General features: G+C 50.9%; 26 protein-coding genes. 16 read left to right on the top strand and 10 right to left on the bottom strand.

Annotated elements, in window-relative coordinates:
- Positions 1–264 precede the first annotated feature (264 nt).
- The 10 genes from I6E40_RS07940 to map form a co-directional block, all read right to left on the bottom strand.
- Entirely contained in the window at positions 265–519 is a 255-nt protein-coding gene (locus I6E40_RS07940; RefSeq protein ID WP_235386504.1) for a hypothetical protein, read from the bottom strand.
- 51 nt (positions 520–570) lie between these two features.
- Complete coding sequence (locus I6E40_RS07935) at positions 571–729, bottom strand: DUF4295 domain-containing protein (protein ID WP_235386503.1); 159 nt, start codon at positions 727–729, stop codon at positions 571–573.
- Between the two features lie 16 nt (positions 730–745).
- Positions 746–937: a 50S ribosomal protein L33 gene (gene rpmG / locus I6E40_RS07930; RefSeq protein ID WP_235386502.1), complete on the bottom strand. Its 192-nt coding sequence runs from the start codon at positions 935–937 to the stop codon at positions 746–748.
- A 31-nt stretch (positions 938–968) separates the two neighbouring features.
- Complete coding sequence (rpmB, locus tag I6E40_RS07925; RefSeq protein WP_235386501.1) at positions 969–1,229, bottom strand: 50S ribosomal protein L28; 261 nt, start codon at positions 1,227–1,229, stop codon at positions 969–971.
- Positions 1,230–1,917: 688 nt separating this feature from the next.
- A complete protein-coding gene (locus I6E40_RS07920; RefSeq protein WP_235386500.1) occupies positions 1,918–2,586 on the bottom strand; it encodes a hypothetical protein in 669 nt (222 codons plus the stop codon).
- A gap of 47 nt (positions 2,587–2,633) precedes the next feature.
- Entirely contained in the window at positions 2,634–3,401 is a 768-nt protein-coding gene (locus tag I6E40_RS07915) for a hypothetical protein (RefSeq protein WP_235386499.1), read from the bottom strand.
- Positions 3,385–3,903, bottom strand: coding sequence for an RNA polymerase sigma factor (locus I6E40_RS07910; RefSeq protein WP_235386498.1), 519 nt, complete (start codon positions 3,901–3,903; stop codon positions 3,385–3,387). The genes I6E40_RS07915 and I6E40_RS07910 overlap by 17 nt, the downstream gene beginning before the upstream one ends.
- 1,163 nt (positions 3,904–5,066) lie before the next feature.
- Complete coding sequence (locus tag I6E40_RS07905; protein WP_235386497.1) at positions 5,067–5,582, bottom strand: CinA family protein; 516 nt, start codon at positions 5,580–5,582, stop codon at positions 5,067–5,069.
- 117 nt (positions 5,583–5,699) lie between these two features.
- Positions 5,700–6,728, bottom strand: a complete 1,029-nt coding sequence (gene tsaD / locus I6E40_RS07900) for a tRNA (adenosine(37)-N6)-threonylcarbamoyltransferase complex transferase subunit TsaD (RefSeq protein ID WP_235386496.1) — start codon at positions 6,726–6,728, stop codon at positions 5,700–5,702.
- A 116-nt stretch (positions 6,729–6,844) separates the two neighbouring features.
- Positions 6,845–7,705, bottom strand: coding sequence for a type I methionyl aminopeptidase (gene map, locus I6E40_RS07895; protein WP_410897046.1), 861 nt, complete (start codon positions 7,703–7,705; stop codon positions 6,845–6,847).
- Positions 7,706–7,840: 135 nt separating this feature from the next.
- Between map and I6E40_RS07890 the strand changes: the two genes are divergently transcribed.
- From I6E40_RS07890 to I6E40_RS07815, 16 genes are all read left to right on the top strand, one after another.
- Positions 7,841–8,419, top strand: a complete 579-nt coding sequence (locus tag I6E40_RS07890; RefSeq protein ID WP_235386495.1) for a DUF4199 domain-containing protein — start codon at positions 7,841–7,843, stop codon at positions 8,417–8,419.
- A 97-nt stretch (positions 8,420–8,516) separates the two neighbouring features.
- Positions 8,517–9,482 (top strand): glycosyltransferase family 2 protein, encoded by a 966-nt coding sequence (locus I6E40_RS07885; protein WP_235386494.1) that lies wholly within the window; start codon positions 8,517–8,519, stop codon positions 9,480–9,482.
- Positions 9,483–9,514: 32 nt separating this feature from the next.
- Positions 9,515–10,105: a DUF6452 family protein gene (locus I6E40_RS07880; protein ID WP_235386493.1), complete on the top strand. Its 591-nt coding sequence runs from the start codon at positions 9,515–9,517 to the stop codon at positions 10,103–10,105.
- Positions 10,053–10,865 carry a DUF6048 family protein gene (locus tag I6E40_RS07875; protein WP_235386492.1) on the top strand — a complete coding sequence of 271 codons (813 nt, stop codon included), beginning with the start codon at positions 10,053–10,055 and terminating at the stop codon, positions 10,863–10,865. The genes I6E40_RS07880 and I6E40_RS07875 overlap by 53 nt, the downstream gene beginning before the upstream one ends.
- 14 nt (positions 10,866–10,879) lie before the next feature.
- On the top strand, positions 10,880–11,899 hold the full coding sequence (locus tag I6E40_RS07870) for an FAD:protein FMN transferase (RefSeq protein WP_235386491.1): 1,020 nt from the start codon (positions 10,880–10,882) through the stop codon (positions 11,897–11,899).
- 290 nt (positions 11,900–12,189) lie between these two features.
- On the top strand, positions 12,190–12,858 hold the full coding sequence (locus I6E40_RS07865; protein WP_235386490.1) for a Crp/Fnr family transcriptional regulator: 669 nt from the start codon (positions 12,190–12,192) through the stop codon (positions 12,856–12,858).
- Positions 12,859–13,017: 159 nt separating this feature from the next.
- Positions 13,018–13,998 carry a signal recognition particle-docking protein FtsY gene (gene ftsY, locus I6E40_RS07860; protein WP_235386505.1) on the top strand — a complete coding sequence of 327 codons (981 nt, stop codon included), beginning with the start codon at positions 13,018–13,020 and terminating at the stop codon, positions 13,996–13,998.
- 34 nt (positions 13,999–14,032) lie between these two features.
- The gene (gene rimO / locus I6E40_RS07855) at positions 14,033–15,334 is read left to right on the top strand and encodes a 30S ribosomal protein S12 methylthiotransferase RimO (RefSeq protein WP_235386489.1); all 1,302 of its coding nucleotides are present in this window, start codon (positions 14,033–14,035) and stop codon (positions 15,332–15,334) included.
- Between the two features lie 88 nt (positions 15,335–15,422).
- Positions 15,423–15,710, top strand: coding sequence for an HU family DNA-binding protein (locus tag I6E40_RS07850; RefSeq protein ID WP_235386488.1), 288 nt, complete (start codon positions 15,423–15,425; stop codon positions 15,708–15,710).
- A gap of 16 nt (positions 15,711–15,726) precedes the next feature.
- A complete protein-coding gene (locus I6E40_RS07845; protein WP_235386487.1) occupies positions 15,727–17,082 on the top strand; it encodes an HU family DNA-binding protein in 1,356 nt (451 codons plus the stop codon).
- Positions 17,083–17,211: 129 nt separating this feature from the next.
- Complete coding sequence (locus tag I6E40_RS07840; RefSeq protein ID WP_262910874.1) at positions 17,212–18,264, top strand: SPOR domain-containing protein; 1,053 nt, start codon at positions 17,212–17,214, stop codon at positions 18,262–18,264.
- Between the two features lie 70 nt (positions 18,265–18,334).
- Entirely contained in the window at positions 18,335–18,856 is a 522-nt protein-coding gene (locus I6E40_RS07835; protein WP_235386485.1) for an FHA domain-containing protein, read from the top strand.
- Between the two features lie 174 nt (positions 18,857–19,030).
- Positions 19,031–19,513, top strand: coding sequence for a hypothetical protein (locus I6E40_RS07830; RefSeq protein ID WP_235386484.1), 483 nt, complete (start codon positions 19,031–19,033; stop codon positions 19,511–19,513).
- A 129-nt stretch (positions 19,514–19,642) separates the two neighbouring features.
- Positions 19,643–20,407, top strand: coding sequence for a ComF family protein (locus I6E40_RS07825; protein ID WP_235386483.1), 765 nt, complete (start codon positions 19,643–19,645; stop codon positions 20,405–20,407).
- Positions 20,408–20,549: 142 nt separating this feature from the next.
- Complete coding sequence (locus I6E40_RS07820; RefSeq protein ID WP_235386482.1) at positions 20,550–22,013, top strand: sensor histidine kinase; 1,464 nt, start codon at positions 20,550–20,552, stop codon at positions 22,011–22,013.
- Positions 22,014–22,098: 85 nt separating this feature from the next.
- A complete protein-coding gene (locus I6E40_RS07815) occupies positions 22,099–22,809 on the top strand; it encodes a response regulator transcription factor (RefSeq protein ID WP_235386481.1) in 711 nt (236 codons plus the stop codon).
- Positions 22,810–23,105: the final 296 nt, after the last annotated feature.

The following is a 23,105-nucleotide window of genomic DNA, read 5'->3' as shown; positions in this document are numbered from 1 at the left end:
TCATGAACATTAATGTTTCAAAAAGGCGGTCCTTTCGTCTTTCGCTCTTTGTCTCTTTGTCTCTTTGACTCTTTGTCTCTCAAGTTGCAATGTAGGGTTTGTGTATAGTTTGTGTATAGTTTGAAGCACAAACTATACACATCGTAAAACACGGAATATCAGCAAAATGCAGAGTCTGTGTAGGGTTTTGTGTATAGTTTGTATGTTTTTTTGTTTTCCCTTTTTCTAACGTATATAGTAATGTAAGCGAACCGCGGGAAAACCCTACATTTCATTTTCCCATTCATTTTTCCATTTCTTTTTCTCCATTACTTTCATTTCCTTTTTTCCGACCGATTGTGAAATTGTCGCAGCACGGGAATCGTTTCTTTTCTGTTTGCCGCTTTGAAACATTGGGCTGCATCCTGCAAGAAGAGTCGGGCTTTCGGTCCGGGCGTTAGGAGGCGATGACAACGCAGCAGATTGTCTATACCGCAGAGCGTAAGAAAGCAGCCACTCGGGGATACCGAGTGGCTGCATGTCAAGCAGTGTGAACTGCTGTGTGTATGTGCACTATATAACTAATCGAAATTAGTTTTTGAAGAAGTCCTTAACGGCTTCGTTGGGCACCATTTGTTCGTCAAAGACGTAAGCTCCGGTTTTGGGGCTCTTGACCATCTTGATGACTTTGGTGTAGGAACGGCCGTCGGTTTTGCCTTCCTGGAGCGTTGCAACGGTTTTCTTTGCCATGACTTAGATATTATTTTTATTTGATTTCTTTGTGAATGGTCATGCGACGCAAGATGGGATTATATTTCTTCAACTCCAGACGGTCGGGAGTGTTCTTGCGGTTTTTGGTGGTGATGTAGCGAGAGGTTCCGGGAAGTCCGCTCTCTTTCATTTCGGTGCACTCGAGGATGACCTGCACTCGATTGCCTTTAGCTTTTTTTCCAGCCATATTGTTGTGAATGGTTTTCTTTTGTTGGTGGTTATCCGATTACCTTGATGTCTTTCCAATCGCAATAGCCTTTAGCTACGGCGGAGGTGAGGGCTGCATCGAGTCCGACTTTGTTGATGAGGCGGAGACCTGCGGCGCTGATGCGGAGACTAATCCAGCAGTCCTGTTCCACATAGTAGAACTTACGGCTGAAGAGGTTTACATCGAAGGTGCGCTTCGTGCGACGCTTGGAGTGGGAAACGTTGTTTCCTCTCATCGCTCTCTTTCCTGTGATTTGACAGATTCTTGACATTGCTTGGATGTTTTCTGAATGGTTTGATTGAAACTTTGAGGTGCCGGCTGCGCTGAAGAATGAAATCCGCTCACCGGGAACGCGTGCACTTTGTGGTTGCGTAATCTTGGGGTGGTTGGCACGCTTTCCTTTCTAAGGATTCAAAGAGGCTTCAGCAACGGGAGTACCTTACACGGAAAATGGGTTCTCACGAGCAGGGCTTACCCAAAGCGGGTGCAAAGTTACATCTTTTTTGAAAAACGTGAAACCTTCCCCTCATTATTTTTTCATTTTCCCTCATTATTTTTTTGTCCACGGATTGAACGGATGAAACGGATTCCGCGCCGACCCTTTTTGACTCTTAGTCTCTTTGACTCTTTGACTTCTTTAGAACACGAATTTTCATGAATAAGGCACGAATTGTTCAGAATTATTTTTCACGCAACATTTGCAGAATGAGAAGAATTGATTCATGAATCATCTCACTACATATTATATACGGAAAACTATACACAAAAACTATGCAAACTATACACTGAACTATACATTGTGTAGGGTTTTGTGTATCGTTTAAAAGCAAACCCTACACAGCGGAGCGCCTTTCTTTACAGGGGGAGTGCGCGTGCTGTGTAGGGTTTGCATTGTTTTTATGCACCCTTTTATATACGTATAGTGAAGGGTCTTGTGTTCGGTCGAAGAAGTCCTTCGTTCAATGCAGGACTTTTGTTTTCATGAGAATGATGTCGTGAGTTTTGCCTTCCTCACCCCATTCCAAAGCAGCCTTCGAACCGCGCGAGAGGACAGTGACACTTTGGATTTCCGAGGTCGGAAAGTTCTTGACTTCCTCTTGCGTGACACGACGTCCGTCAATGAAACAGAGAATGTCACTCTCGTACATCGTAGTGTAGATTTTCACTACTCCGTTTTTGCCTGCTTCGCCGTAGGAGGTTGCCATCTTGCTTCCGGGCTTATAGACTCTCATCTCTTTGATGTCCGCTGCAGGGATGCTGTCCAACGTGCCGTGAAAGATTTCTCCATCCAACACGTAAAGCGGGGAATGGGGGCCCTTCGTGTTCTTGTCCAACACACCTTGAATCGCTCCTCTCAGTTTGAGAGTATCCCCTCCGGACATAGGAATGACACTGATGTACGACGTTCCTTTCTCTGTCTTGGCAGAGTCGGCAGTCTCTATGAGATGAGTTATCACCTTGCCGTCCGGGCGAGCATCCATGCGATAGCTCACCACTTTTTTTCCGACCAACTGTGACCCATCAAAGCGAGCCACCTCTTTCCCGTTCAACACATAGACATTTGTCTGAGCCGGAGCAACCGTACCGAGACAAATTGCCAGCATGGCTGATAAAATTGTTCTTTTCATAATCACACGTTTAATATAATAGGTTAATATCATTATTCAATGTTCTTTCAGATTTCTGTTTCTGTCGTGTTGAAGAAGAAGATTGCAGTGCCGTCTTCCTCTGTCGTGCGAGTGACGAGTTGGAGGGAGGAGGTATCATCGCTGTGTTGGGTGGTGACGATGATGGCATCTCCCGCCACACGCAGGTCGCAAGTTTCAATCTGTTTTCCCGTCATGCTTTCAAGTTCCCAAACTCTTTGCATGGTATCTCCGATGGAAGGCGTTTTCGCTTGGGCGTTGGCGAGAGACTCCGCGTTCTGCTCCCTTGCTTTCGTCTTTTTGGGGGTAACAACGGCAGAGCGTGCTTGTGCAGCAGATGCCGGAGAAAGTGCCAAGGCTGACGAGGCAGGAACGGACGCGGTTTCGTCCGAAACGCTTACCGGCTGAGAGGAAGACACGAAGGAGGCGGAAGGAACGGAAACCAACGAAACGGGCGTGGCGATTTCTTCCGTTCGCGGCAGCAACCACCAAACGGCAGTCAGCAGCGCTGCCGCAGCCGACAGGCTCAAGACGGTGCGCCGAAACATGACACGCCACGACCGCAAGTGCGTCAGACGGTCAAACTCCTGCACCTTCTCCTCTGAAAGAGGTGCGAAACGAGGCGACGACGTGACGGCAAGAAGCAAAGTGCGGAATTCTTCCTCTTCTTCCGAGAGCGTGCCTTGGAATTGGAGAAAGAAATTTCGCAAGGATTGTTCCTCCTCCGGTGAGGTTTCAGCACGAAGAAAACGTTCCATCAGTGCTTTCCGTTGTTCTTTATTATGAATGTCTTCCATGTTTCACCCTTTCCAAATGTATGAGATTCATCAAATTGCGTCGTGCCAACGAAAGAATAGTTTTGGTGCTGTTCCGCGTGGTCTGGCAGATGACGGATATTTCGTCCAGACTCATATCTTCGCTTCTCAGTTGCAACACTCTTCTCTGAGTGGCAGGCAACTTTGCCATGGCGCGTTCAATGATTCCCATGGTTTCAGCGGAGATGACCGCCGTGTCAGCCGAAGTTCCGCCTGCGAAATCCAAGCCAACGATTTCAATGCTGTCTTTAGGCGTTTTCCGTCGGATGTCAATGCAAATGTTCTTTGCGATGGTGACGGCGAGTGCTTCCGGACTTTCAAACTCCTTCATTTTGTGACGCATTTGCCAAAGTCGCAGGTAAGTTTCTTGAACCACGTCCTCCGCCACTGCCGCAGTGCGCGTTTCGGCGAGGAAACGCTCACAAAGTCTCAGCAACTGCCAGCGTGTTTGTTGGACGATTTTCAGAAATTCTTCGTTTTCCATTGACTTGTCTTTATCTCTAAGACGAGGGAAGATGAAAAAAGTAAACGAAAAAATGTGTGTTTTCTGATTTCAGGGAGTCCTTGGCACAAAAACAAAATCAGTCAAAAAAATATTGCTGTCCGCTAAACGGTCTTAATGGATTGAATTCGTTGGTGTTTGCGAAAGACAAGTCCCCTTGGCCGGATGGTGAAGGCTGCAGGCCCGATGAGGGAGCGCAAGCGACCGAACTTTAGTTTCCTCAAGTCTGGCTGCGGTTCGGCATAACATTCAAGCAAGCTTGATGTTCTGCTCTCACCTTGCACAGACAGTCAGCCCGGGGTGAAGTGAGCGTAGCGAACGAGAACCCCGGGTAAGGAGTCCCCCAAATGATAGAGTGCTACAGGCACGACTCTTTCACTGAGTCTTTTCATACGCGGCGGAGAATGTTGATTACTCATACCGCGAAGAAAGTTAGAAAAAGAGTCGTGCCTGTAGCACTCCAATTATATATATGCCGCTTACCCGGGGTTCTCGCTCGCTGCGCTCGCTTCACCCCGGGCTGACAGTTCGCCCTCCTTCGTCGGGCTCATCGTGCTTACAGCACTCACCATCCGGACTAAATGAAAACTTTTACCGGACAGCAATAGTCAAAAAAACAATCGAAAAACGCGATAGTGTGTCGGTAAGTCCGAAAAAAATCGAGTTAGCGCGCAAGAATCGGTGTTTTTAATCCATAATTTAACAGAAAAGAACATTTTTGAGAGAGGGGGGGGGGCGGTTGCGAGAAAGCGGGAAACAGAGTCGCACAAAATGAACCCAAGTGCCCCTTGAACGGCAAGTTTGCATGTACGTTGGGACAATCGGGGCAACAAAAAGGCGGTGTGTCATAACAGCCAATCTGCTGCGTGACTATCGGGTTCGGGCTTGGTCATGTACTTCCGTACACTCCCTGCGCCCTCATCCTTAGCGTCTTGCATCTTAGCCATTCTGACACACCTTCGAGGTTGTAGTCAACATTTGCATTTTGACACACCCTCAATCAACTCAGCCTAATTTTAGAACACCCCTTAAGGCTTTCGAGGCACGCAAAAAAACAGTTTAGGGTCTGCACGATGCGCAAACCCTAAACCACAAAATTCTGTATTTCAAAATGTGAGCCGAAAACGAAGACGCGGCTCCGCACTTTACTCTTCAGCGGCTGCGGTTTCTTCTTTCAAGAAGTCGAGCAGCATGTGCATGGCGGCGGAAGTGGCAGAAGCGAGGTTCTTGTCGCGACCGTTGTCCTCCTCAATCATGCGGGTGACGATGCGGTTGGCATTACCCACGGCAATCCAGATGGTGCCGACGATGACGCCTGCCTTGCCACCGTCCGGTCCGCCGGGACCGGCGTAGCCGCTGATTGCCACGGCATAGTCCGTGGAAAAGAGTTTCAGGCAGCCTTCAACCATGGTGCGAACGACGGGTTCGCAGACGGGAGTCTGTTCGGCGATGACTTCGGCAGAAACACCGAGAAGGTTTTCCTTGACCTCATCGGCATAGCAGACGAGACCGCCTTTGAAATAGTTGGAACTTCCGGGAACGGAGGTGATGGCACCGGCGATGCGGCCGGCAGTGCAACTTTCAGCGGTGGAGAGGGTCTTGCCCTCACGCCAAAGGATTTCGCTGACTTCTTTGCTTACGAGTTTAAGATCTAAATCCATAAGTGATGTACTTTACGGGGCGGTGAGAAACCGCGTTTTTTAATATTATGAGTTTACTAATTATCTGAAAAAGAATGGAGTTTCAAGATTTGATTGTGCAACGCAGCGGGGTGGTGCTTAGATGCTCACCTTGGCGTAGGGCGGTTTGTCCATGTCGCAATGCTCGCCGTCAAGATGTTTGTAGTAGGCAGTAATGGCAATCATGGCAGCATTGTCGGTGGTGTAGCCAAAGGGAGGAATGTATATGTCCCAAATTCCTTTCCGGCTGCGCTCTTGAAATGCCTGTCGCAAGGCGGTGTTGGCTGAAACGCCTCCGGAGAGGGCGACATGGCGGATGCCGGTCTGACGCACGGCAAGTTCGAGTTTCTCCATGAGAATTTCGACGACGGTGTGTTCAAAGGAGGCGGCAAGGTCTTCCTTGTGGGTCGTCATGAAATTTTCGTCCTCTGCGAGATGGTCACGGAGGAAATAGAGGAAGGAGGTTTTCAGACCGGAGAAACTATAGTCCAAACCCGGCACGCGGGGGCGGGCAAAGCGGAAAGCCTTGGGGTTGCCCTGGCGGGCGAGACGGTCAATGACGGGACCGCCAGGATATCCGAGACCCATGACCTTGGCGCATTTGTCAAGTGCCTCACCGGCAGCATCGTCAATGGTCTGACCGAGGATTTTCATGCGATTATAGGCATCCACACGCACAATCTGCGTGTTTCCTCCGCTGACCAAGAGACAAAGGAAGGGATAGGGAGGCAGAGGCTTGGACGCTTCCTCCGGCGTGCGAATGAAATGAGCCAGAACGTGCCCTTGAAGATGATTGGCTTCAATGAGGGGAATGCCCAAAGAAAGAGCCAGCCCCTTGGCAAAAGAAACACCAACCAGCAACGACCCCATGAGTCCGGGACCGAGGGTGACAGCCACTGCGCTCAGTTCGGATGCCTTCACGCCTGCCTTCTTCAGCGCACGGTCCACCACGGGAACGATGTTCTGCTGATGGGCACGGGAAGCAAGTTCGGGCACTACCCCGCCCCACGCCTGATGCACCTCCTGAGAAGCGGTGACGTTGGAAAGAAGGAAACCATCACGAATCACGGCAGCAGAAGTGTCGTCGCAACTGGATTCTATGGCTAAAATGGTGACTGCTGTTTGCATGAATTGACTTTCCACTCCAAGGAGCGGGTTTGAAGGTTCTGAGAAAAGCGAAGAGATGATATCGCGCGTGCCTTATATATATAGCGTGCCCTATATATAATGTAAAGGAGCGATGCTTAGTGCGTCAGGATTTCCACTCCGGTCTCGGTGACGAGGAAGGTGTGTTCCCACTGCGCGGAGGGGAGTTCGTCTTCGGTGACAACGGTCCAACCGTCTTCTTCATCGATGAAAACGTCGGAGACGCCCATGTTGATCATCGGTTCAATGGTGAAAACCATGCCGGGCACGAGGAGCATGCCCTTTCGGCGAGTGTCGTAGTGGTCCACCTCCGGATCTTCGTGAAACTCCAATCCGACGCCATGACCGCAAAGGTCACGAACAACACTGAAGCCGTGGCGACGGGCAAGCGGCTCAATGGCACGACCAATGTCGCCGACATGTCCCCAAGGTTTCACCGCGGCAGCACCGGCTTTCAAACACTCAAGCGTGACATCAACCAACTCCTGCTTGCGAGGCGTGGTTTTGCCGATGACAAACATTCGGGAGGCATCACTGAAGTAGCCGTCAAGAATCGTGCTCACATCGACGTTGACGATGTCGCCTTCTTCAAGGAACTCATATTCTGAAGGTATGCCGTGGCAAACGACCTCGTTGATGCTCGTGCAGACGCTCTTGGGGAATCCTTCATAGTTCAACGGAGCGGGAATTGCACCGTGGGAAACAGTGTAGTCATAGACAAGGCGGTCAATTTCCGCTGTGCTCATTCCGGCACGGATTTGACTTTCGACCAAGTCCAGCACGCCGGTGTTCACAACGCCGCTTCGACGAATGCCTTCAATCTGCTCCGGAGTCTTGACGAGATGGCGCGGAGGAACGATTTCGCCCTGTTTTTCCGCCTCCATCACTCTCAAATCCAGTTCTGTCGGTTCCTGTCCCGCAGGGATTCTCCAAATGTTTTTTTTCTTTTTGTTCAGCATGATGGCTGGGTTTTGCGAGTGCAAAAGTAGTGCTTGACAACGAAAAACGGAAAGAAAGCGGGACTTTTTCTTTTCGCATCGCCATTGTTGGATTAACTTTGCACGACAGAAATAACGCAAAATCAGTTTTTCATCATGAGCAACCCTTCCCCCATTCGTTTTGTTCAGCAAGCCGCCATGCGCCAAGGCATCGTCTTAGGTGTTTGGGGTTGGGTGGCGCTCACCATGATGAAGTTGTCATTTTCCAACTCGCTCTTTTCGCTGGTTTGGTTGCTCATGATGGGCTTCACGCCACTGGTCTGCATCGCGCTGACTTTCCGCACCCGACAGGATTGGTGGAAACAGGAAGAAATGCCGGAGGGCTTCAGTTTCACCGCTGCTTTCCTCCACTCTTTCTTCACCTGCCTCTGCGGAGCGGTTTGGCTTGCCACGGCGGTGTTCGTCTATCTGAAATACTTTGACGGCGGAACCTTCTTTGAAGCCTATGGCAGAATGCTGGACACTCCCGAGGGACGCACCGCCCTTTCCCAACTGGCACGTTCGCAAAGCTTCGACAACGCATTCTCCTTTGATTCGCCCCAAAAGATGGCTGAAGCGATGCAAGCCGCCGGAGCCTCCACCTACGCAGCCCTCATTCTCTACCTCTCCCTCATCGGAGGACCGGTGATGGGACTCATCACCGGCATCATCTGCAAAAGAGACTCGAGGCCATAGTGGCGTTGGGCGCGACTGCCGTTTCAAGTTTCAACTTGGTGCCGGCAACGCGAATTCCCCCTCATTAGCTTTCTCAAAACTTATTCAAAAATCACACATGGAACACAAATGTGACATTTCGGTGGTGGTGCCTCTTTTCAACGAGGCTGAAAGCCTTCCAGAACTGAAAGCCTGGATTGAACGCGTCATGAAAGAACACGGTTTCACCTATGAGGTTATTTTCGTGAACGACGGAAGCACTGATGACTCTTGGAGACGAATCGAAGAATTTGCCGCACAAGACGAACACATTCACGGCATCAAATTCCGCCGAAACTACGGAAAGTCACCCGCCCTCTTCTGCGGTTTCAAAGCCGCACAGGGAAAGGTGGTCATCACCATGGACGCTGACCTGCAAGACTCTCCCGACGAAATTCCGGAACTCTATCGAATGATTACGGAGGAAGGCTACGACCTCGTCTCGGGCTACAAACAAAAACGCTACGACCCGCTGTCCAAAACCCTCCCCACCAAACTCTTCAACGCCACCGCACGAAAAGTGAGCGGAATCCACAACCTCCACGACTTCAATTGCGGACTCAAAGCCTACCGCTGCGAGGTGGTGAAAAACATTGAAGTCTATGGCGAAATGCACCGCTACATCCCCTACCTCGCCAAAAATGCCGGCTTCGCACGCATCGGAGAGAAAGTCGTGCACCATCAGGCACGAAAATTCGGTAAAACAAAATTCGGCGGACTGAACCGATTCGTCAATGGCTATCTGGACCTCCTCTCCCTTTGGTTCCTCAACAGTTTCGGGCTGAAGCCGATGCACGTCTTCGGCTTCCTCGGCTCACTCATGTTCTTCCTGGGATTCGTGGCAGTCGTCACCGTGGGCGCCATCAAATTGGCACACCTCTATTCCGGCACACCCGCACCGCTCGTGACTGACTCTCCCTGGTTCTACATCGCCCTCACCACGATGATTCTTGGCACACAACTCTTCGTGGCAGGCTTCCTCGGAGAACTCGTCAGCCGAAACGCACCGGGAAGAAACGACTATCAAATCGAAAAGGAAATCTGAGACACGACTGCCCATCCACGAACCCATTTTGCATGAAAAGATTTCTCCAACCGACTCTCATCGGCATCGCCACCATGCTCCTCGGAGCCTGCACCAACATCGACTGCCCGTTGGACAACGTCGTGATGATGCAATGCGGCATCTATGACGCCGAAACCGAACAACCGCTGACGCTTCCCGTGGAATGGGCACTGAGCGTGAAGCCCGCCGACAGGGACACCATCCTGCTGAACCGGGCATACGGCACAGAGTCGTTCCTGCTGCCGCTCAAAGAGGGAGAAGAGAAAGACACGCTGCTCTTCTTCCTTGCTCCAATCTCTTACGACACGGGTGGCACCGACGAGGAGGAAGGAACACAGGAAGGCGAAGGAACGGAGAATCAGCCTGCCGCCACAAGCATTGAACCCGACACGCTGTTCGTGAATCACATCGGAACGCCTCACTTTGAAAGTGTGGACTGCCCAGCCTCCGTCTTCCACAACATCACCGAAGCCACCACAAAGGCAAGCCCCAAAAATCAACTCCGCTGGACTCTCGACAGAGTGAAACTCGTCCGGAACACCGTGAACTATGACGACATTGAGAACCTTCGCATTTATCTTCGCACTACTGACAACCAGTAGTCTGCTCTCCGCAACCTCGCTGCAAAAGAGCACAGACCTCCTTCAAGGAAACTGCGACCGCCCCACCCTCACGGTGACGGCGGAAGACTCTGTTGTCAAAAACGCCACGGATTCTGTCCCCGACAAAAAGAAGCGCGTGACATACGCCTCCAAAGAGGAAGCCGCCAAAGCTTTGGAAAAAGCCAAAGAGCTGCCAACCTTCGCCGGATTCAGCGTCGGATTTGACGTCTGCGGAGCAGCCATGGCGGTGCTCGGCTCATGGGGACAATATGAAGCCGTCGCCCGTGCCAACCTCAAAGGAAGATACTTTCCCACAGTGGAATGCGGCATCGGCTACAGCCACCACGAAGATGAAACAACAGAGATTCGTTACAGTGTGAACGCTCCCTATTTCAGACTCGGCATGGACTATAATCTGGCAAACGACGTCGCCTCCGGAAACAGAATCCTCCTGGGAGCACGCTACGGCTTCTCCTCCTTCCAATATGACCTCGACGGACCGGACCTCATTGACCCGGTCTATGGCACTGCCACTCCCTTCCACTTCTCCGGACTGAAAGGCTGCAACCACTGGTTGGAACTCTGTGCCGGGTTGGAAGCCAAAGTCGTGGGCATCCTCCACATAGGCTGGAGCATTCGCTACAAGTTCCGCATCAGCAACAAACCCTCAGCCGTGGGAAGTCCATGGTACGTTCCCGGTTTTGGAAAGAACGACGGACACGCCTTGGGAGGCTCGCTGCACATTCTCATTGACATTTGAACCTGCAAAACAGAATGAAACAACGCTCCACTCTCCGCACCGTCGCCGGAATCTTCTTCCTCCTGCTGCTCATCGCCGGCACCATCTGGATTCTGCACTTCAGAGGGACTGCCACATTGCGCACCGCAGAAGGAACCATCTTCGGCACGGTTTATCACATAAAATATGAAAGCGCCGAGGCACTTGATGACCCTATCAGACAAGAACTGGAGGCTGTCGATCAAAGCCTTTCCGTCTTCAATTCCCAAAGCACCATCTCCCGCCTCAACCGAGGAGAAACGGACAAAACAGACCTTCGACTCTTTCGCACGCTGCAAAAAGCCATGGAGGTGTCTGAAGAGACCGATGGCGCATTTGATGTGACCGTCATGCCGCTGGTCAACGTCTGGGGATTCGGCTATAAAAACGGAACGCTCCCCACACAAAAGGACATTGACAGCCTCAGACAATTCGTGGGATGCCGGCACCTGACACTCAAAGCGGACAGCACCCTGAAGAAAGACAAACCGGGCATCACGATTGACCTCGGAGCGATTGCAAAAGGCTACGGCGTGGACTGCGTGGCAAAACTCCTGCTCCAACACGATGTGAAAAACTTCATGGTCGAAATTGGAGGGGAAGTCATCACACACGGCAGAAATCCAAACGGAGAGAAATGGAAAATCGGAATCAGCAAACCGATTGAGAATCCCGCACCCAAAGAAGAGTTGCAAACCGTCATCTACTCTGAAAACGAGGCAATGGCAACCAGCGGGAACTATCGCAACTTCTACGTCAAAGACGGAAAGAAATATGCCCACACCATAGACCCTAAGACCGGCTACCCCGTGCAGCACTCTCTTCTCTCCGCCACCGTGTTCGCTCCGGACTGCACCACCGCCGACGCCTTTGCCACAGCCTTCATGGTGATGGGATTGGAAAAAGCCAAGAACGTGCTGGAACGGCGCAAAGACCTGAAAGCGTGTCTGATTTATGCAGACGAAAACGGCAAACTGAACACCTACACTCACGGAAAGATTCAGACCTGTCAGTAAGGGGGGGACTAAGAATTTGGTTGAGAGAGTTATGATTTCTTAGAGATGAACGCTTGTCAGTGGAGGAAGGAGCATAGCGGGCTATGTGACTGACGATACTTACAAAAGGGCGTGCTAAGAAACGAATTTCTCATAAAGACTCTACAACCAAAACGTAAACACTTTCTTTTGAATGCTCCTTATTCCGTAAATCTATAGAACACCCTTACACACACTTCCTGCCGCGAAGTCCCAAAAGCCCGGCTTCTTCGGCGCAGTAGCCTCCCTGATTGACAAACCACACAAGATTCATGGAACACAGTTTCTCCGACCGACTCCTGCTGCATCCTCTCTTCCAAGGGTTCAGTCGCCTGGACTTTCTGGACATCGTGGGCGCAACTCCCTTTGACTTCCGTTCCTTCTCTCCCAAGGCGACGCTGGTTCACCAGGGAGAGCCCTGCGTGCGGTTGCACCTGCTGCTTCGCGGCACGGTGGAGATTCTGAGAGAGAGTCCGAACCAACTCTACAGCATCACGGAGGAACTGACCGCACCCTGCACCATCGGCGCCGCGCGTCTCTACGGACTGCACAACCTTCACACCCACACAGTCAAAGCGGTGGAAGAGGTGCAATGCGTGCTCCTTGACAAACCTGCCATCAACCAACTGCAAAGTCAGCATCCCGCATTCCGAATGAACTTTCTCAATGCCATCTCCACAGACTTGCAGCACTTTGAAACAAAACTCTGGAACACACGCCAAGAAGACACCGAAAGCAGATTTGCTGAATTCCTTCGAAACCGCTGCATCAGACCCATCGGAAGAAAAAAACTTCACATCAAAATGGAAGACCTCGCCACCGAACTCGGCGTCACACGACTCAAAGTCTCCAAAATGCTCGCCAACATGGAAGAAAAACAATGGCTGACCTACACACGAGGCAACATCACCGTGAAGGCACTGGAACTGTTAGGATACTGACGAACCTCCCCTCCAAAAAAATCCTCACGGGGAAAGAACTGAATTGAAAAGGTTTGAGAAGTTTGAAACTTGAAACGCAACCACGCCGCACTGAAGTTTGAAACTGCCTACGTCAAAACCGCAATCGAAATAGCATACACATTATTATATAATATATATATGAGTTTTTTCAACTTCTTCTCAAAAAAACAGAAACAAGAAGTTCTGCAAAATGGTTTGGAAAAGACCAAAACGGGAATCTTCAGTAAACTGGCACACGCCATTGCCGGTAAATCCACTGTGGATGAGGAGGTACTGGACCAACTGGAAGAGATTCTCATTTCCTCCGATGTCGGCACCGACACCACCATTGACATCATTCGCCGCATTGAAGAGCGGGTGGCTCGAGACAAATATGTCGGGACAGCAGAACTGAACCGCATTCTCAAAGAAGAAATCTCAGCCCTGCTGACACCGGCGCAAAACACCTCCTCTGCGGAAGAAGAACCGTTTGCCTTCATCCGCAACCGCGAAGGAAAAGCACCCTACGTCATCATGGTGGTCGGAGTGAACGGGGTGGGAAAAACAACCACCATCGGTAAACTCGCCTATCAAATGAAAGAAGCAGGACTGAAAGTCGTGCTGGGAGCAGCCGACACCTTCCGCGCTGCCGCCGTGGAACAAATCGTCACGTGGGGCGAACGCGTCGGAGTGCCCGTCATCAAACAACAAATGGGAAGCGACCCTGCCAGCGTGGCTTACGACACGCTGAACTCTGCCGTGGCACAAGGTGCTGACGTGGTGCTGATTGACACCGCCGGACGCCTGCACAACAAACCGAACCTCATGGCAGAACTTGCCAAAATCAAACGCGTCATGCAGAAAATCGTGCCGGATGCTCCACATGAAGTGATGCTCGTGCTGGACGGAAGCACCGGACAGAATGCCTACGAACAAGCACGCCAGTTTGTCAAAGTCACTGATGTCACCGCGCTCGCCATCACAAAATTGGACGGAACAGCCAAAGGCGGAGTGGTCATCGGCATCTCTCACAGCTTGAAAGTGCCTGTGAAATATATCGGTCTCGGAGAAAAGATGACTGACCTGCAAGCATTTGACGCTAAAGACTTCGTGGAATCTCTCTTCGAGGGACAACTCTAAAAAACTTTCACCCAACTCTGAATCAACTTTCAACATGCGCACAATAGACCTCATCACCATGGGGTGCTCCAAGAATTTGGTGGACTCCGAGCGGTTGCTGTTCCGCTTTCAGGAACATGGCATCCGTTTCTTCCATAATCCCGACACCCTGCACGGCGACACGGCAATTGTGAACACGTGTGGATTCATCGCAGATGCCAAAGAAGAGAGCATCGAAATGATTTTGGACCTCTGTCAGCAAAAAGAAGAGGGGCTCCTCAAAGCAGTCTATGTCATGGGCTGTCTCTCCGAACGCTACCGAAAAGAACTCCAAGAGGAGATTCCCGATGTGGATGGCTTCTACGGCAAATTCGACTGGGACCAACTGATTGCTGACCTCTGTGGAGACGAACAGGAAGAGAGCGGAAAAGAAGAGAGGGTGCTGACCACTCCGGCACACTATGCCTACATCAAAATCTCGGAAGGATGCGACAGAACCTGCGCCTACTGTGCCATCCCGCTCATCACCGGCAGACACCGCAGTCGTTCCATGGAAAGCATTCTGGAGGAGGTGGAAACACTGGTCAAACAAGGAGTGAAAGAGTTCCAACTCATTGCCCAAGACCTGACCTACTATGGCATTGACCTCTATGGCAAACAAACACTCCCGGAATTGGTGGAACGAATGGCGCAAGTGCCCGGGGTGGAATGGATTCGGCTTCACTATGCCTATCCCGCCAAATTTCCCAAAGATCTGCTGAGGGTCATGAGAGAGAATCCAAATGTTTGTAACTACTTGGACATCGCGCTGCAACATTCTGCTGACAACGTCTTGAATCGAATGCAACGACACATCACGCATGAAGAAACGGTGGAACTGCTCCGACTCATGCGCCGCGAGGTGCCCGGCATTCACATCCGAACCACCCTCATGGTGGGTTTCCCCGGTGAAACTGAGGAGGACTTCGAGAACTTGAAAGACTTTGTTCGAGAAATGCGCTTCGAGAGAATGGGCGCCTTTGCCTATAGCGAAGAAGAAGGAACCTACGCTGCGCTGCACTTTGAAGACGACGTGCCGGAAGAAGTGAAACAGCAACGTCTTGATGAACTCATGAAAATCCAAGAAGGCATCGCACAAGAAATCTCTGAACAGAAAATCGGACAACGCTGCAAAATCATCATTGACAGGTTGGAAGGAGACTACTACATCGGACGCACCGAAGCAGACTCCCCCGAGGTGGACTGCGAAGTGCTCATCAAAAACTCAGGAATCCCACCCCTTCCATTCGGCAGTTTCCACGAGGTGGAAATCACCGACTGCGAAGAGTTTGACCTCTATGCCGTCCTCATCTCTTGAGGGGCATTGAACAAGCCTCACACATGATTCTTTCAGCAAAACTCCCTGAACTCTTCCAACGCTTCTCCACCCTCTCATCTTCCTCTTTATGAACAACAAAGACTTCATTCAAGCACTTTCGCGTGCCACCAACACCTCCGCCAAAGACACGACGAAACTCGTGGACTCTTTTCTCCAGTTGATGGCAGATAAGTTAGATGACCAAAACGTCTTGAACATTCCGAACGTGGGTTCATTTGAAGTAAAAAAGAAAACGGAGCGCATCGTCGTGAGCCCCGTCACCAAGAAAAGAAAACTCGTCCCACCCAAACTGGTGCTCACATTCAGAGCAGCAAGCAATCTCAAAGACAAACTGAAGACCAATTCGGCAGACTAAACCTCACACCCCACGGATGAAACAAAAGTTACTACTTTCAGACTTCGCGCAATGGCTCTCCGAAAAGGAAGGCATCACCAAAAAAGAAGCGCAAACCTTCCTCCGCACACTTTTTCAAATCGTAGAGCAAGGACTGACCGATGACCAGTTCGTGAAAATCAAAGGATTGGGAACTTTCAAATTGGTCACCGTCAACGAAAGAGAAAGCGTCAACATCAACACCGGAGAACGCTTCCAAATCGGCGAGCACAACAAAATCGCCTTCATTCCGGATGCTTCCATGAAGGAAATCATCAACCGACCCTTTGCACACTTTGAGTCGGTGGACTTGAGCGACGAAACCGACACTGCCGAATTGGATGCCGTGGATGAAGCCGTCAAACAGGAGTTCCCGCCAATCTCGGAAGAAGAAACTTCCACCGCAGAAGAATCCATCCCCACCACTGTGGAAGTCATCACCGAAAGTTCTCATCCCACCTCTCTTCCTGAAAAACAGAAAGATGTTACAGAAGAAGTCTCCGAAGAAAGCAACCTGACGGAAGAGATTCCAACCGAATTTGCCACAATCACTGAAGGTTTGGAAGAAAAGAAAGCGGAAGAAAAAGCGGAAACGGAAACACTTGCCCAAGCGGAAGAAACGGAAGCACTCGCCCAAGCGGAAGAAACGGAAGCACTCGCCCAAGCGGAAGAAACGGAAACACTTGCCCAAGCGGAAGCCGTGGCAATCACCGCAAAAGAAACAGCCTCCGAATCTCAGACTCCGGAGGAGGCTCTCACTCCGGAAGAGACACCGATTCAAGTGGTTTCCACCTCTGAAAAGACCGATGCCATGGGCACAGATGCGGAGATTAGCGTTTCTCAACCCACCACGCTGACGGTCTCCGGCGCAGCAGTTGAAGAAGAAGAGGACACGAGACGTCCGTGGTTGCGCCGCACACTGATGGCACTCTTCGTCCTGCTGCTCTGCACCGCCAGTTATTTTGCAGGCTACTACCGTCTGCTCTGCCCGCCGTGTTCTTCCACCGCCCCCACTGCCCCTGCGGCAAAAGTTCAACCCGACTCACTTCAGGCGAAGAAACCCCAAGCCGCGAAAAAAGACAGCGCCGCTGTCTCTGCCGCTTCTCAAACGGCCTCAAAGCCTTTGAATGAGGTAAAAGACTCTGTGAAACAGCCACAAAAGCAAGAAGAAGTGGTCACCCGGACCCACACCATCCGCGTGGGCGACAACTTGAGTCGCATCGCTCGAAAATACTATGGCGATGACCACTATGTGGACTTCATCATTCGCCAAAACAACCTGAAGAACGCAGACAACATCCACGTCGGAAAGGTGCTCGTGTTGCCTCCTTTGGAAACTGAAAAGGACAACTGAGACTCGGAAAAAAAGTTTTGCCGCTTTTCTTCTGACAATCAAGAGAATGCTTCTTGGACTCTCAACAAGCGTTAAAAAATCCCTCATCGAAGCCCTCCTAAATCAAAAACAAAAGCCTACCTTTGCCTCATGATTCGATTATCCGCCCATATTGTTAGTTTGATGCTTAAGCACGATTGTGTCATCGTGCCTGAGCTGGGTGGATTTGTGGCTCAGTATGTTCCGGCGCGCCTCATCACCGCTGAAAACATCCTGATGCCGCCTTGTCGAACTGTGGTGTTCAACCCGCGGTTGAACATGAACGATGGTCTGCTCGTTCAGTCCTACATGCAAGCCTATCACACCGGCTACACCGAAACACTCCGCATGGTGAACGCCGAAGTGAAAAAGCTGAAGGACATTTTAGCGAAAGAGGGAAGCTACGAACTCAGCGGCATCGGTATCCTTTACATGCAAGGGACGGACAAGATGCTCTTCAAGCCCCAAGAGAGCGGAATTCTTTCTCCGGAACTCTATGGTCTGAACACCGTAGCCACCACGCTGCCCACGGAGCAGAAGAAAAAGAAGCGTCGCAGAAAGACAGCCACACTGCGCAAGTTCACCCCAACCTCCATCCTCCACCGAGAATGGGTGCGCTACTCTGTCGCTGTCGCGGCTGCCATTGTCTTCTATTTCCTCCTCGCCACTCCCCTCTCCTCACCCTCCACCTCACAGACCGACTGGGCTTCTGCCGTCAACCAAGAAATGTTCCGTGCGGACAATCCTGCGCATTCACAGATTGCCAAGCCCGTGACCGCCACACCGGTTTCCGAAGAGACCGAAACCACAGACACGTTGGCTCTTCAAGAAAAGCCCACGGAAGAAAAGACCGAGGTGACAGAAAAAGAAACAGCAGCAGTTTCTGCCAAGCAAGAGACACCTGCCGAGGCTGAGGTCAAAAAAACTCATTCGGAAACCTACACCATCGTTTTGGCATGCGCCGTTCCCCAAAAAAGCGCAGAGAATTTCATCCGGCAACTTCAAGAAGAAGGACTCAACGAGGCTGAAATCAACAAAACCACCATGTTGCGCGTCATCTATGGGCACTACGACTCTCAAGACGAAGCATACGCTCAGTTGAGAAAACTTCGCGCTCACAACGCTTTTGCCGAAGCTTGGGTCATGAAAGAACCTAAGCGATGAAGAAATAGTTCGCCCCCTGGCGGTGCGTCTGCAAAGCCAACGCCAGAGGAAATCCAATCATTCATTGCCCATGAAACGAATTCGCTGTCCCAAATGTGACGAGGCAGTTCTTTTTGATGAAACAAGATACGAAGCGGGACGTATCCTTGTGTTTGAATGTCCCGCTTGCCATAAACAGTTCAAACTCCGCCTGCCCTCCCGCTCTTCCGAGGGTTCCGCAGCCACGCCGACCGAGTCGCCGGCTGTCGGTCATTTGGTCGTGGTGGAAAATGTTTTTCATTTCAAACAAACCATTCCGCTTCACGAAGGAGAGAATGTCGTGGGAAGATGGGTCAAAGGCACCAAAGCCAACGCAGCCATCAAAACGGTCGATCCGAGCATGGACACTACCCACTGCATCATCACGGTGAACCGCACGCCTGCCGGCGACTTCCGCTTCGTCCTTCGTGACGCTCCCTCCCACACCGGAACCTTCCTCCAAAGCGAAATCTTGAACGACCACGACCGTGCCATCATTCGCGAAGGCGACATCATCACCATCGGCGCCACCACCCTCATCCTGCGGGAAGGAGAAGACGACCAAGTAATATGAAAATAATAAGTTGCGTCAGACTTGAATTAGATTTTCGAGGGCAGATTTTCACCCGAAGAAGGAGCATAGCCGTAACTATGTGACTGATGAGGGAGGAAATATGGACCGAAAAGATTTTCAAAGATGATGCAGGTTATTTTTTGAGGATTACTAAATTTCAATCACCACGCAGCCATGAAGTTTTCCTTCTCTCTCATCTTCCTTTTTGTTCTTTTTGCCGGTGGAAGTCACCACTTCTCCGTGGCGGCAGAAAGAACATCTTCGGTTTTCCTCACACCCGCCGACAGCCTTTCCCCTTCCTCACGCCGTCCTTTTGAAGGTCACTTCCACTGTGCGGAGACCAACGTGGACCTGCATCTGAATCTCTACGAGGAAGAACTGATTGCTCCCGGCTTTGAATTTCTCGGTCCGATGAACGCCTACCTCAAAGGACCGGGCATCTACGGCACCTGGATGTCCACCCGCGTCAGCATTGACGGGAAGAAAGCGGTGGTGCGATTCAGCAACGACATCGGCTCTGAATCGCAAGACATTGAACTGGTGCAAGTGAGCGACAGCACCCTCACCTATCGCACCACGGGAGGAAATGCCATTCGCAAAGCGGTGGGACGCAAACTTGTCAAGGTGACCGACCAAATGACCTTCAGACTGAAATAGTCCCGTTGGGAACTCATGGATGAGCCAATTGATAAAGAACTCACGGATGAGTCAATGGATGAAGAACTTAACCCCAGTGTGCACAGTCGTGGAGAAAAACTGAAACTTGAAACAACGCCAACTTGAAACATGGCACATCGCTTCAAAACTCTTGTCGGGGAAATTCAGAAGACGCTGCTACAAACCTTTCTTCCCACACGCTGCCCCATCTGTCACAAAGTTCTGAACGACAGCGAACCCGCTCTCTGTGAGCAGTGTTTCCGGTCTCTGCCCTTCACCCACCTCAAAGGAAAAGCGCAAAACTTTCTTGAAAGGAAACTGACCCACGGAGATTGGAAAACCGGACGTGCCGATGCACTCATTCTCTACTATGACAACTCCATCTTCGTGCGTCCCATTCATTTGTTCAAATATGGTGGGCAGTCCCGTTTGGCACTGTGGTTTGGGAAGCAGATGGCTCTCAATCTTTTGAACGAATCTTTCTTTGAGGGCATTGACCTCATTGTTCCCGTTCCGCTCTCCCGTCAGCGTTTTCGCAAGCGAGGCTACAATCAGAGCGAATGTCTCGCACGCGGCATTAGTCTCATCACCTCCATTCCTGTGTGCACGGAGATGGTGAGTCGCACCAAAGACAACATCAGCCAGACCCACTTCAACGCTTTGGGGCGAGAAGAAAATTCCCGCAACATTTTTCAGCTGGAGCGCCCCGACCTTGCCCGCGGGCGCCATCTCCTCTTGGTTGATGACGTTTGCACCACCGGCTCCACGCTTGTCAATATGGCTCAGACCATTTCCCTCGCACAAGATGTCACCTTCAGTTTCTTGACGCTCGCTCTCAACCCGAATCTTCCCGTCCACCGCCCCCCGATTGACGAAGAAGAGTTGCGCGTTTGAAGAGCCAACGTCTTCATGGGGAAAAACTTACTTGCGCTTTTGTTAAGTACACGTAGAGTGGAATGTTAATTTTTTGTCTCTCTTCTTAAAATTCAAACAAACTACTGCCGCCGCCTTTTGCAGGCGGCTTAATTTTGTGCTCATGAAAAAGTCCACGATTTGGGTCATCGCCGCTTTGGTTGGCTTCACCTTTGCCACACTGCTCTTCCTCCAAGCAAAATATTTTGAGGAAGTGATTGCCATGCGCCGAGAACAATTCAACGAATCCGTGACACGCAGTCTCTATCAAGCCGCTCGGATCTTGGAGATGAGCGAAATGAGAAAAAGCGTTGAAGAAAGCCTCATGCCCGAAGCGGACAGCACTTCCCGCACCACAGCAGCTCATGACCACACTGCCGCACACACCACCCTTCCCTCTCTCACCAAAGACTACTTTCTCAACCGTCTTGACAACTCCGACGCCACCGAAGAGGCTTTGGCAGACACACTGCGTCAGAGAATTTCCAAACAAGACCAACTGAACAACGTCATCTCTTCCATCCTCTATCAAGGAAGCGACAAACCGCTTGCCGAGAGAATTGATTTTCGAAAGTTTGACAGCGACCTCCGACAACAACTCAGAAGCAACGGAATATCCATTGACTATCATTTCTACGTCACCACCTCCGACGACAGCGTCATCTATCGCTGCCCCGACTTTGTGGAAGCAGGCGACAATCAGGTCTTCAGACAGTTGCTCTTCCCCAAAGACCCGCCCGCACAAACCGGACTCCTCTACATCCACTTCCCTGAGATGCGACGCTATTTGCTCTCCTCCGTGCGATTCATGACGCCCGCGATTTTCTTCACCTTCCTGCTCCTGCTCATCTTCATCTTCACCATCTGGACCATCTTCCGGCAGAAAAGGCTGACTGAAATCAAAAACGATTTCATCAACAACATGACCCACGAGTTCAAAACGCCGATTTCAACCATCTCCCTCGCCGCACAGATGCTCCGAGACCCCTCCGTGACAAAGAGCGAAGCGATGTTCAACCACATTTCCGGCATCATCGTGGACGAAACAAAAAGACTGCGTTTCCAAGTGGAAAAAGTCTTGCAAATGTCCATGTTTGACCGAAAAGCAGCCACTTTCAAACAGAAAGAACTCAACGCAAACGCCCTCATCGAAGACATCGCCAACACCTTCCGACTCAAAGTGGAAGCCGACGGAGGACACCTCACAACCAACCTGGAGGCTGAGAACGCGGAAGTCTTCGTCGATGAAATGCACTTCACCAACGTCATCTTCAATCTCATGGACAACGCGGTGAAATATAAGTCGCCGGACAGACAGCTGCAACTCTCCGTCACCACAAAGAACGACGGAAACCACCTGCTCATCAGAATTGAGGACAACGGAATCGGAATCAGGAAAGAAGACCTCAAAAAAATCTTTGAGAAATTCTATCGCGTCCACACCGGGAACCGACACGACGTCAAAGGATTTGGACTCGGGCTCGCCTACGTTCGCAACATCGTTCAAGCACACGGAGGAACCATCCACGCCGAAAGCACACTCGGACGCGGCACGCGCTTCATCATCTCCCTCCCGCTCATCGCCTAAGTAATCCTCAAAAAATAACCTGCATCATCTTACTAAAAAAGAACAAAAACAAACAAGAATATTCACCATCAAACCCCTTGAAATTATGGAAACGACTGAAAACAAAATGCGAATCCTCCTCTGCGAAGACGACGAAAACCTCGGCATGTTGCTTCGTGAATATCTTCAAGCAAAAGGCTATGACACAGAACTCTGCCCCGACGGCGAAGCAGGCTATCGTGCCTTCACGCTGAACAAATTTGACCTCTGCGTGCTCGACGTCATGATGCCGAAGAAGGACGGTTTCAGCCTCGCCAAAGACATCCGACAGACCACCGAGGAAATGCCCATCATCTTCCTCACCGCCAAGACGCTCAAAGACGACATCCTTGAAGGATTCCGAATTGGTGCTGACGACTATCTGACCAAGCCTTTCTCCATGGAGGAACTCACCTTCCGCATCGAAGCCATCCTGCGACGCGTCAGAGGAAAGAAGAATCGCCACCGCTTGCACTACAAGATTGGCTCCTTCACCTTCGACACACAAAAGCAGATTCTTTCCCGCGGAGAATCCCAAACGAAACTCACCACCAAAGAAAGTGAACTCCTCGGTCTCCTCTGCGCACACGCCAACGAAGTGCTGCAGCGTGACTTCGCACTGAAAACCATCTGGATTGATGACAACTATTTCAACGCGCGCTCCATGGATGTCTATATCACCAAGCTCCGCAAGCACCTCAAGGCTGACGACAGCGTAGAAATCATCAACATCCACGGAAAGGGCTACAAGCTCATCACGCCGGACCCTGAATGCTGACAACTACTCCGCCAAAGAGGAGCACAGAATCCCAGCCTGAACAAAGGGAGGACACTCTTCCTCAAAATCTAAAAGAACGCGTCGTTTGCGAAATGCTGCAAACGACGCGTTCTTTTTGGGACTAAGAGACTAAGAGACTAAGAGACTAAGAGTTAAAGAGACGGAGGCGGGAGCACGCTTGGATGGCAAGTTCACACTTGCCACACTGGGGCACAAAGAGACTAAGAGTCAAAGAGACAAAGAGACAAAGAGCGAAAGACGAAAGGACCGCCTTTTTGAAACATTAATGTTCATGA

This window comes from Prevotellamassilia timonensis (assembly GCF_021531665.1).
GTDB lineage: Bacteria > Bacteroidota > Bacteroidia > Bacteroidales > Bacteroidaceae > Alloprevotella.
The sequence above is the reverse complement of the archived record's forward strand: the minus strand, read 5'-3'. Positions and strand labels throughout refer to the sequence as shown.

What these genes read in the sequence shown, in the direction of transcription:
- I6E40_RS07905 (WP_235386497.1), bottom strand. Translation starts at nt 5,582, where the DNA reads ATGGATTTAGATCTTAAACTCGTAAGCAAAGAAGTCAGCGAAATCCTT.
- I6E40_RS07850 (WP_235386488.1), top strand. Translation starts at nt 15,423, where the DNA reads ATGAACAACAAAGACTTCATTCAAGCACTTTCGCGTGCCACCAACACC.
- I6E40_RS07885 (WP_235386494.1), top strand. Translation starts at nt 8,517, where the DNA reads ATGGAACACAAATGTGACATTTCGGTGGTGGTGCCTCTTTTCAACGAG.
- I6E40_RS07880 (WP_235386493.1), top strand. Translation starts at nt 9,515, where the DNA reads ATGAAAAGATTTCTCCAACCGACTCTCATCGGCATCGCCACCATGCTC.
- I6E40_RS07835 (WP_235386485.1), top strand. Translation starts at nt 18,335, where the DNA reads ATGAAACGAATTCGCTGTCCCAAATGTGACGAGGCAGTTCTTTTTGAT.
- rpmG (WP_235386502.1), bottom strand. Translation starts at nt 937, where the DNA reads ATGGCTGGAAAAAAAGCTAAAGGCAATCGAGTGCAGGTCATCCTCGAG.
- rpmB (WP_235386501.1), bottom strand. Translation starts at nt 1,229, where the DNA reads ATGTCAAGAATCTGTCAAATCACAGGAAAGAGAGCGATGAGAGGAAAC.
- I6E40_RS07870 (WP_235386491.1), top strand. Translation starts at nt 10,880, where the DNA reads ATGAAACAACGCTCCACTCTCCGCACCGTCGCCGGAATCTTCTTCCTC.
- I6E40_RS07915 (WP_235386499.1), bottom strand. Translation starts at nt 3,401, where the DNA reads ATGGAAGACATTCATAATAAAGAACAACGGAAAGCACTGATGGAACGT.
- I6E40_RS07845 (WP_235386487.1), top strand. Translation starts at nt 15,727, where the DNA reads ATGAAACAAAAGTTACTACTTTCAGACTTCGCGCAATGGCTCTCCGAA.
- rimO (WP_235386489.1), top strand. Translation starts at nt 14,033, where the DNA reads ATGCGCACAATAGACCTCATCACCATGGGGTGCTCCAAGAATTTGGTG.
- I6E40_RS07940 (WP_235386504.1), bottom strand. Translation starts at nt 519, where the DNA reads ATGCAGCCACTCGGTATCCCCGAGTGGCTGCTTTCTTACGCTCTGCGG.
- tsaD (WP_235386496.1), bottom strand. Translation starts at nt 6,728, where the DNA reads ATGCAAACAGCAGTCACCATTTTAGCCATAGAATCCAGTTGCGACGAC.
- map (WP_410897046.1), bottom strand. Translation starts at nt 7,705, where the DNA reads ATGCTGAACAAAAAGAAAAAAAACATTTGGAGAATCCCTGCGGGACAG.
- I6E40_RS07815 (WP_235386481.1), top strand. Translation starts at nt 22,099, where the DNA reads ATGGAAACGACTGAAAACAAAATGCGAATCCTCCTCTGCGAAGACGAC.
- I6E40_RS07830 (WP_235386484.1), top strand. Translation starts at nt 19,031, where the DNA reads ATGAAGTTTTCCTTCTCTCTCATCTTCCTTTTTGTTCTTTTTGCCGGT.
- I6E40_RS07920 (WP_235386500.1), bottom strand. Translation starts at nt 2,586, where the DNA reads ATGAAAAGAACAATTTTATCAGCCATGCTGGCAATTTGTCTCGGTACG.
- I6E40_RS07935 (WP_235386503.1), bottom strand. Translation starts at nt 729, where the DNA reads ATGGCAAAGAAAACCGTTGCAACGCTCCAGGAAGGCAAAACCGACGGC.
- I6E40_RS07865 (WP_235386490.1), top strand. Translation starts at nt 12,190, where the DNA reads ATGGAACACAGTTTCTCCGACCGACTCCTGCTGCATCCTCTCTTCCAA.
- I6E40_RS07840 (WP_262910874.1), top strand. Translation starts at nt 17,212, where the DNA reads ATGATTCGATTATCCGCCCATATTGTTAGTTTGATGCTTAAGCACGAT.
- I6E40_RS07890 (WP_235386495.1), top strand. Translation starts at nt 7,841, where the DNA reads ATGAGCAACCCTTCCCCCATTCGTTTTGTTCAGCAAGCCGCCATGCGC.
- I6E40_RS07825 (WP_235386483.1), top strand. Translation starts at nt 19,643, where the DNA reads ATGGCACATCGCTTCAAAACTCTTGTCGGGGAAATTCAGAAGACGCTG.
- I6E40_RS07875 (WP_235386492.1), top strand. Translation starts at nt 10,053, where the DNA reads ATGACGACATTGAGAACCTTCGCATTTATCTTCGCACTACTGACAACC.
- ftsY (WP_235386505.1), top strand. Translation starts at nt 13,018, where the DNA reads ATGAGTTTTTTCAACTTCTTCTCAAAAAAACAGAAACAAGAAGTTCTG.
- I6E40_RS07910 (WP_235386498.1), bottom strand. Translation starts at nt 3,903, where the DNA reads ATGGAAAACGAAGAATTTCTGAAAATCGTCCAACAAACACGCTGGCAG.
- I6E40_RS07820 (WP_235386482.1), top strand. Translation starts at nt 20,550, where the DNA reads ATGAAAAAGTCCACGATTTGGGTCATCGCCGCTTTGGTTGGCTTCACC.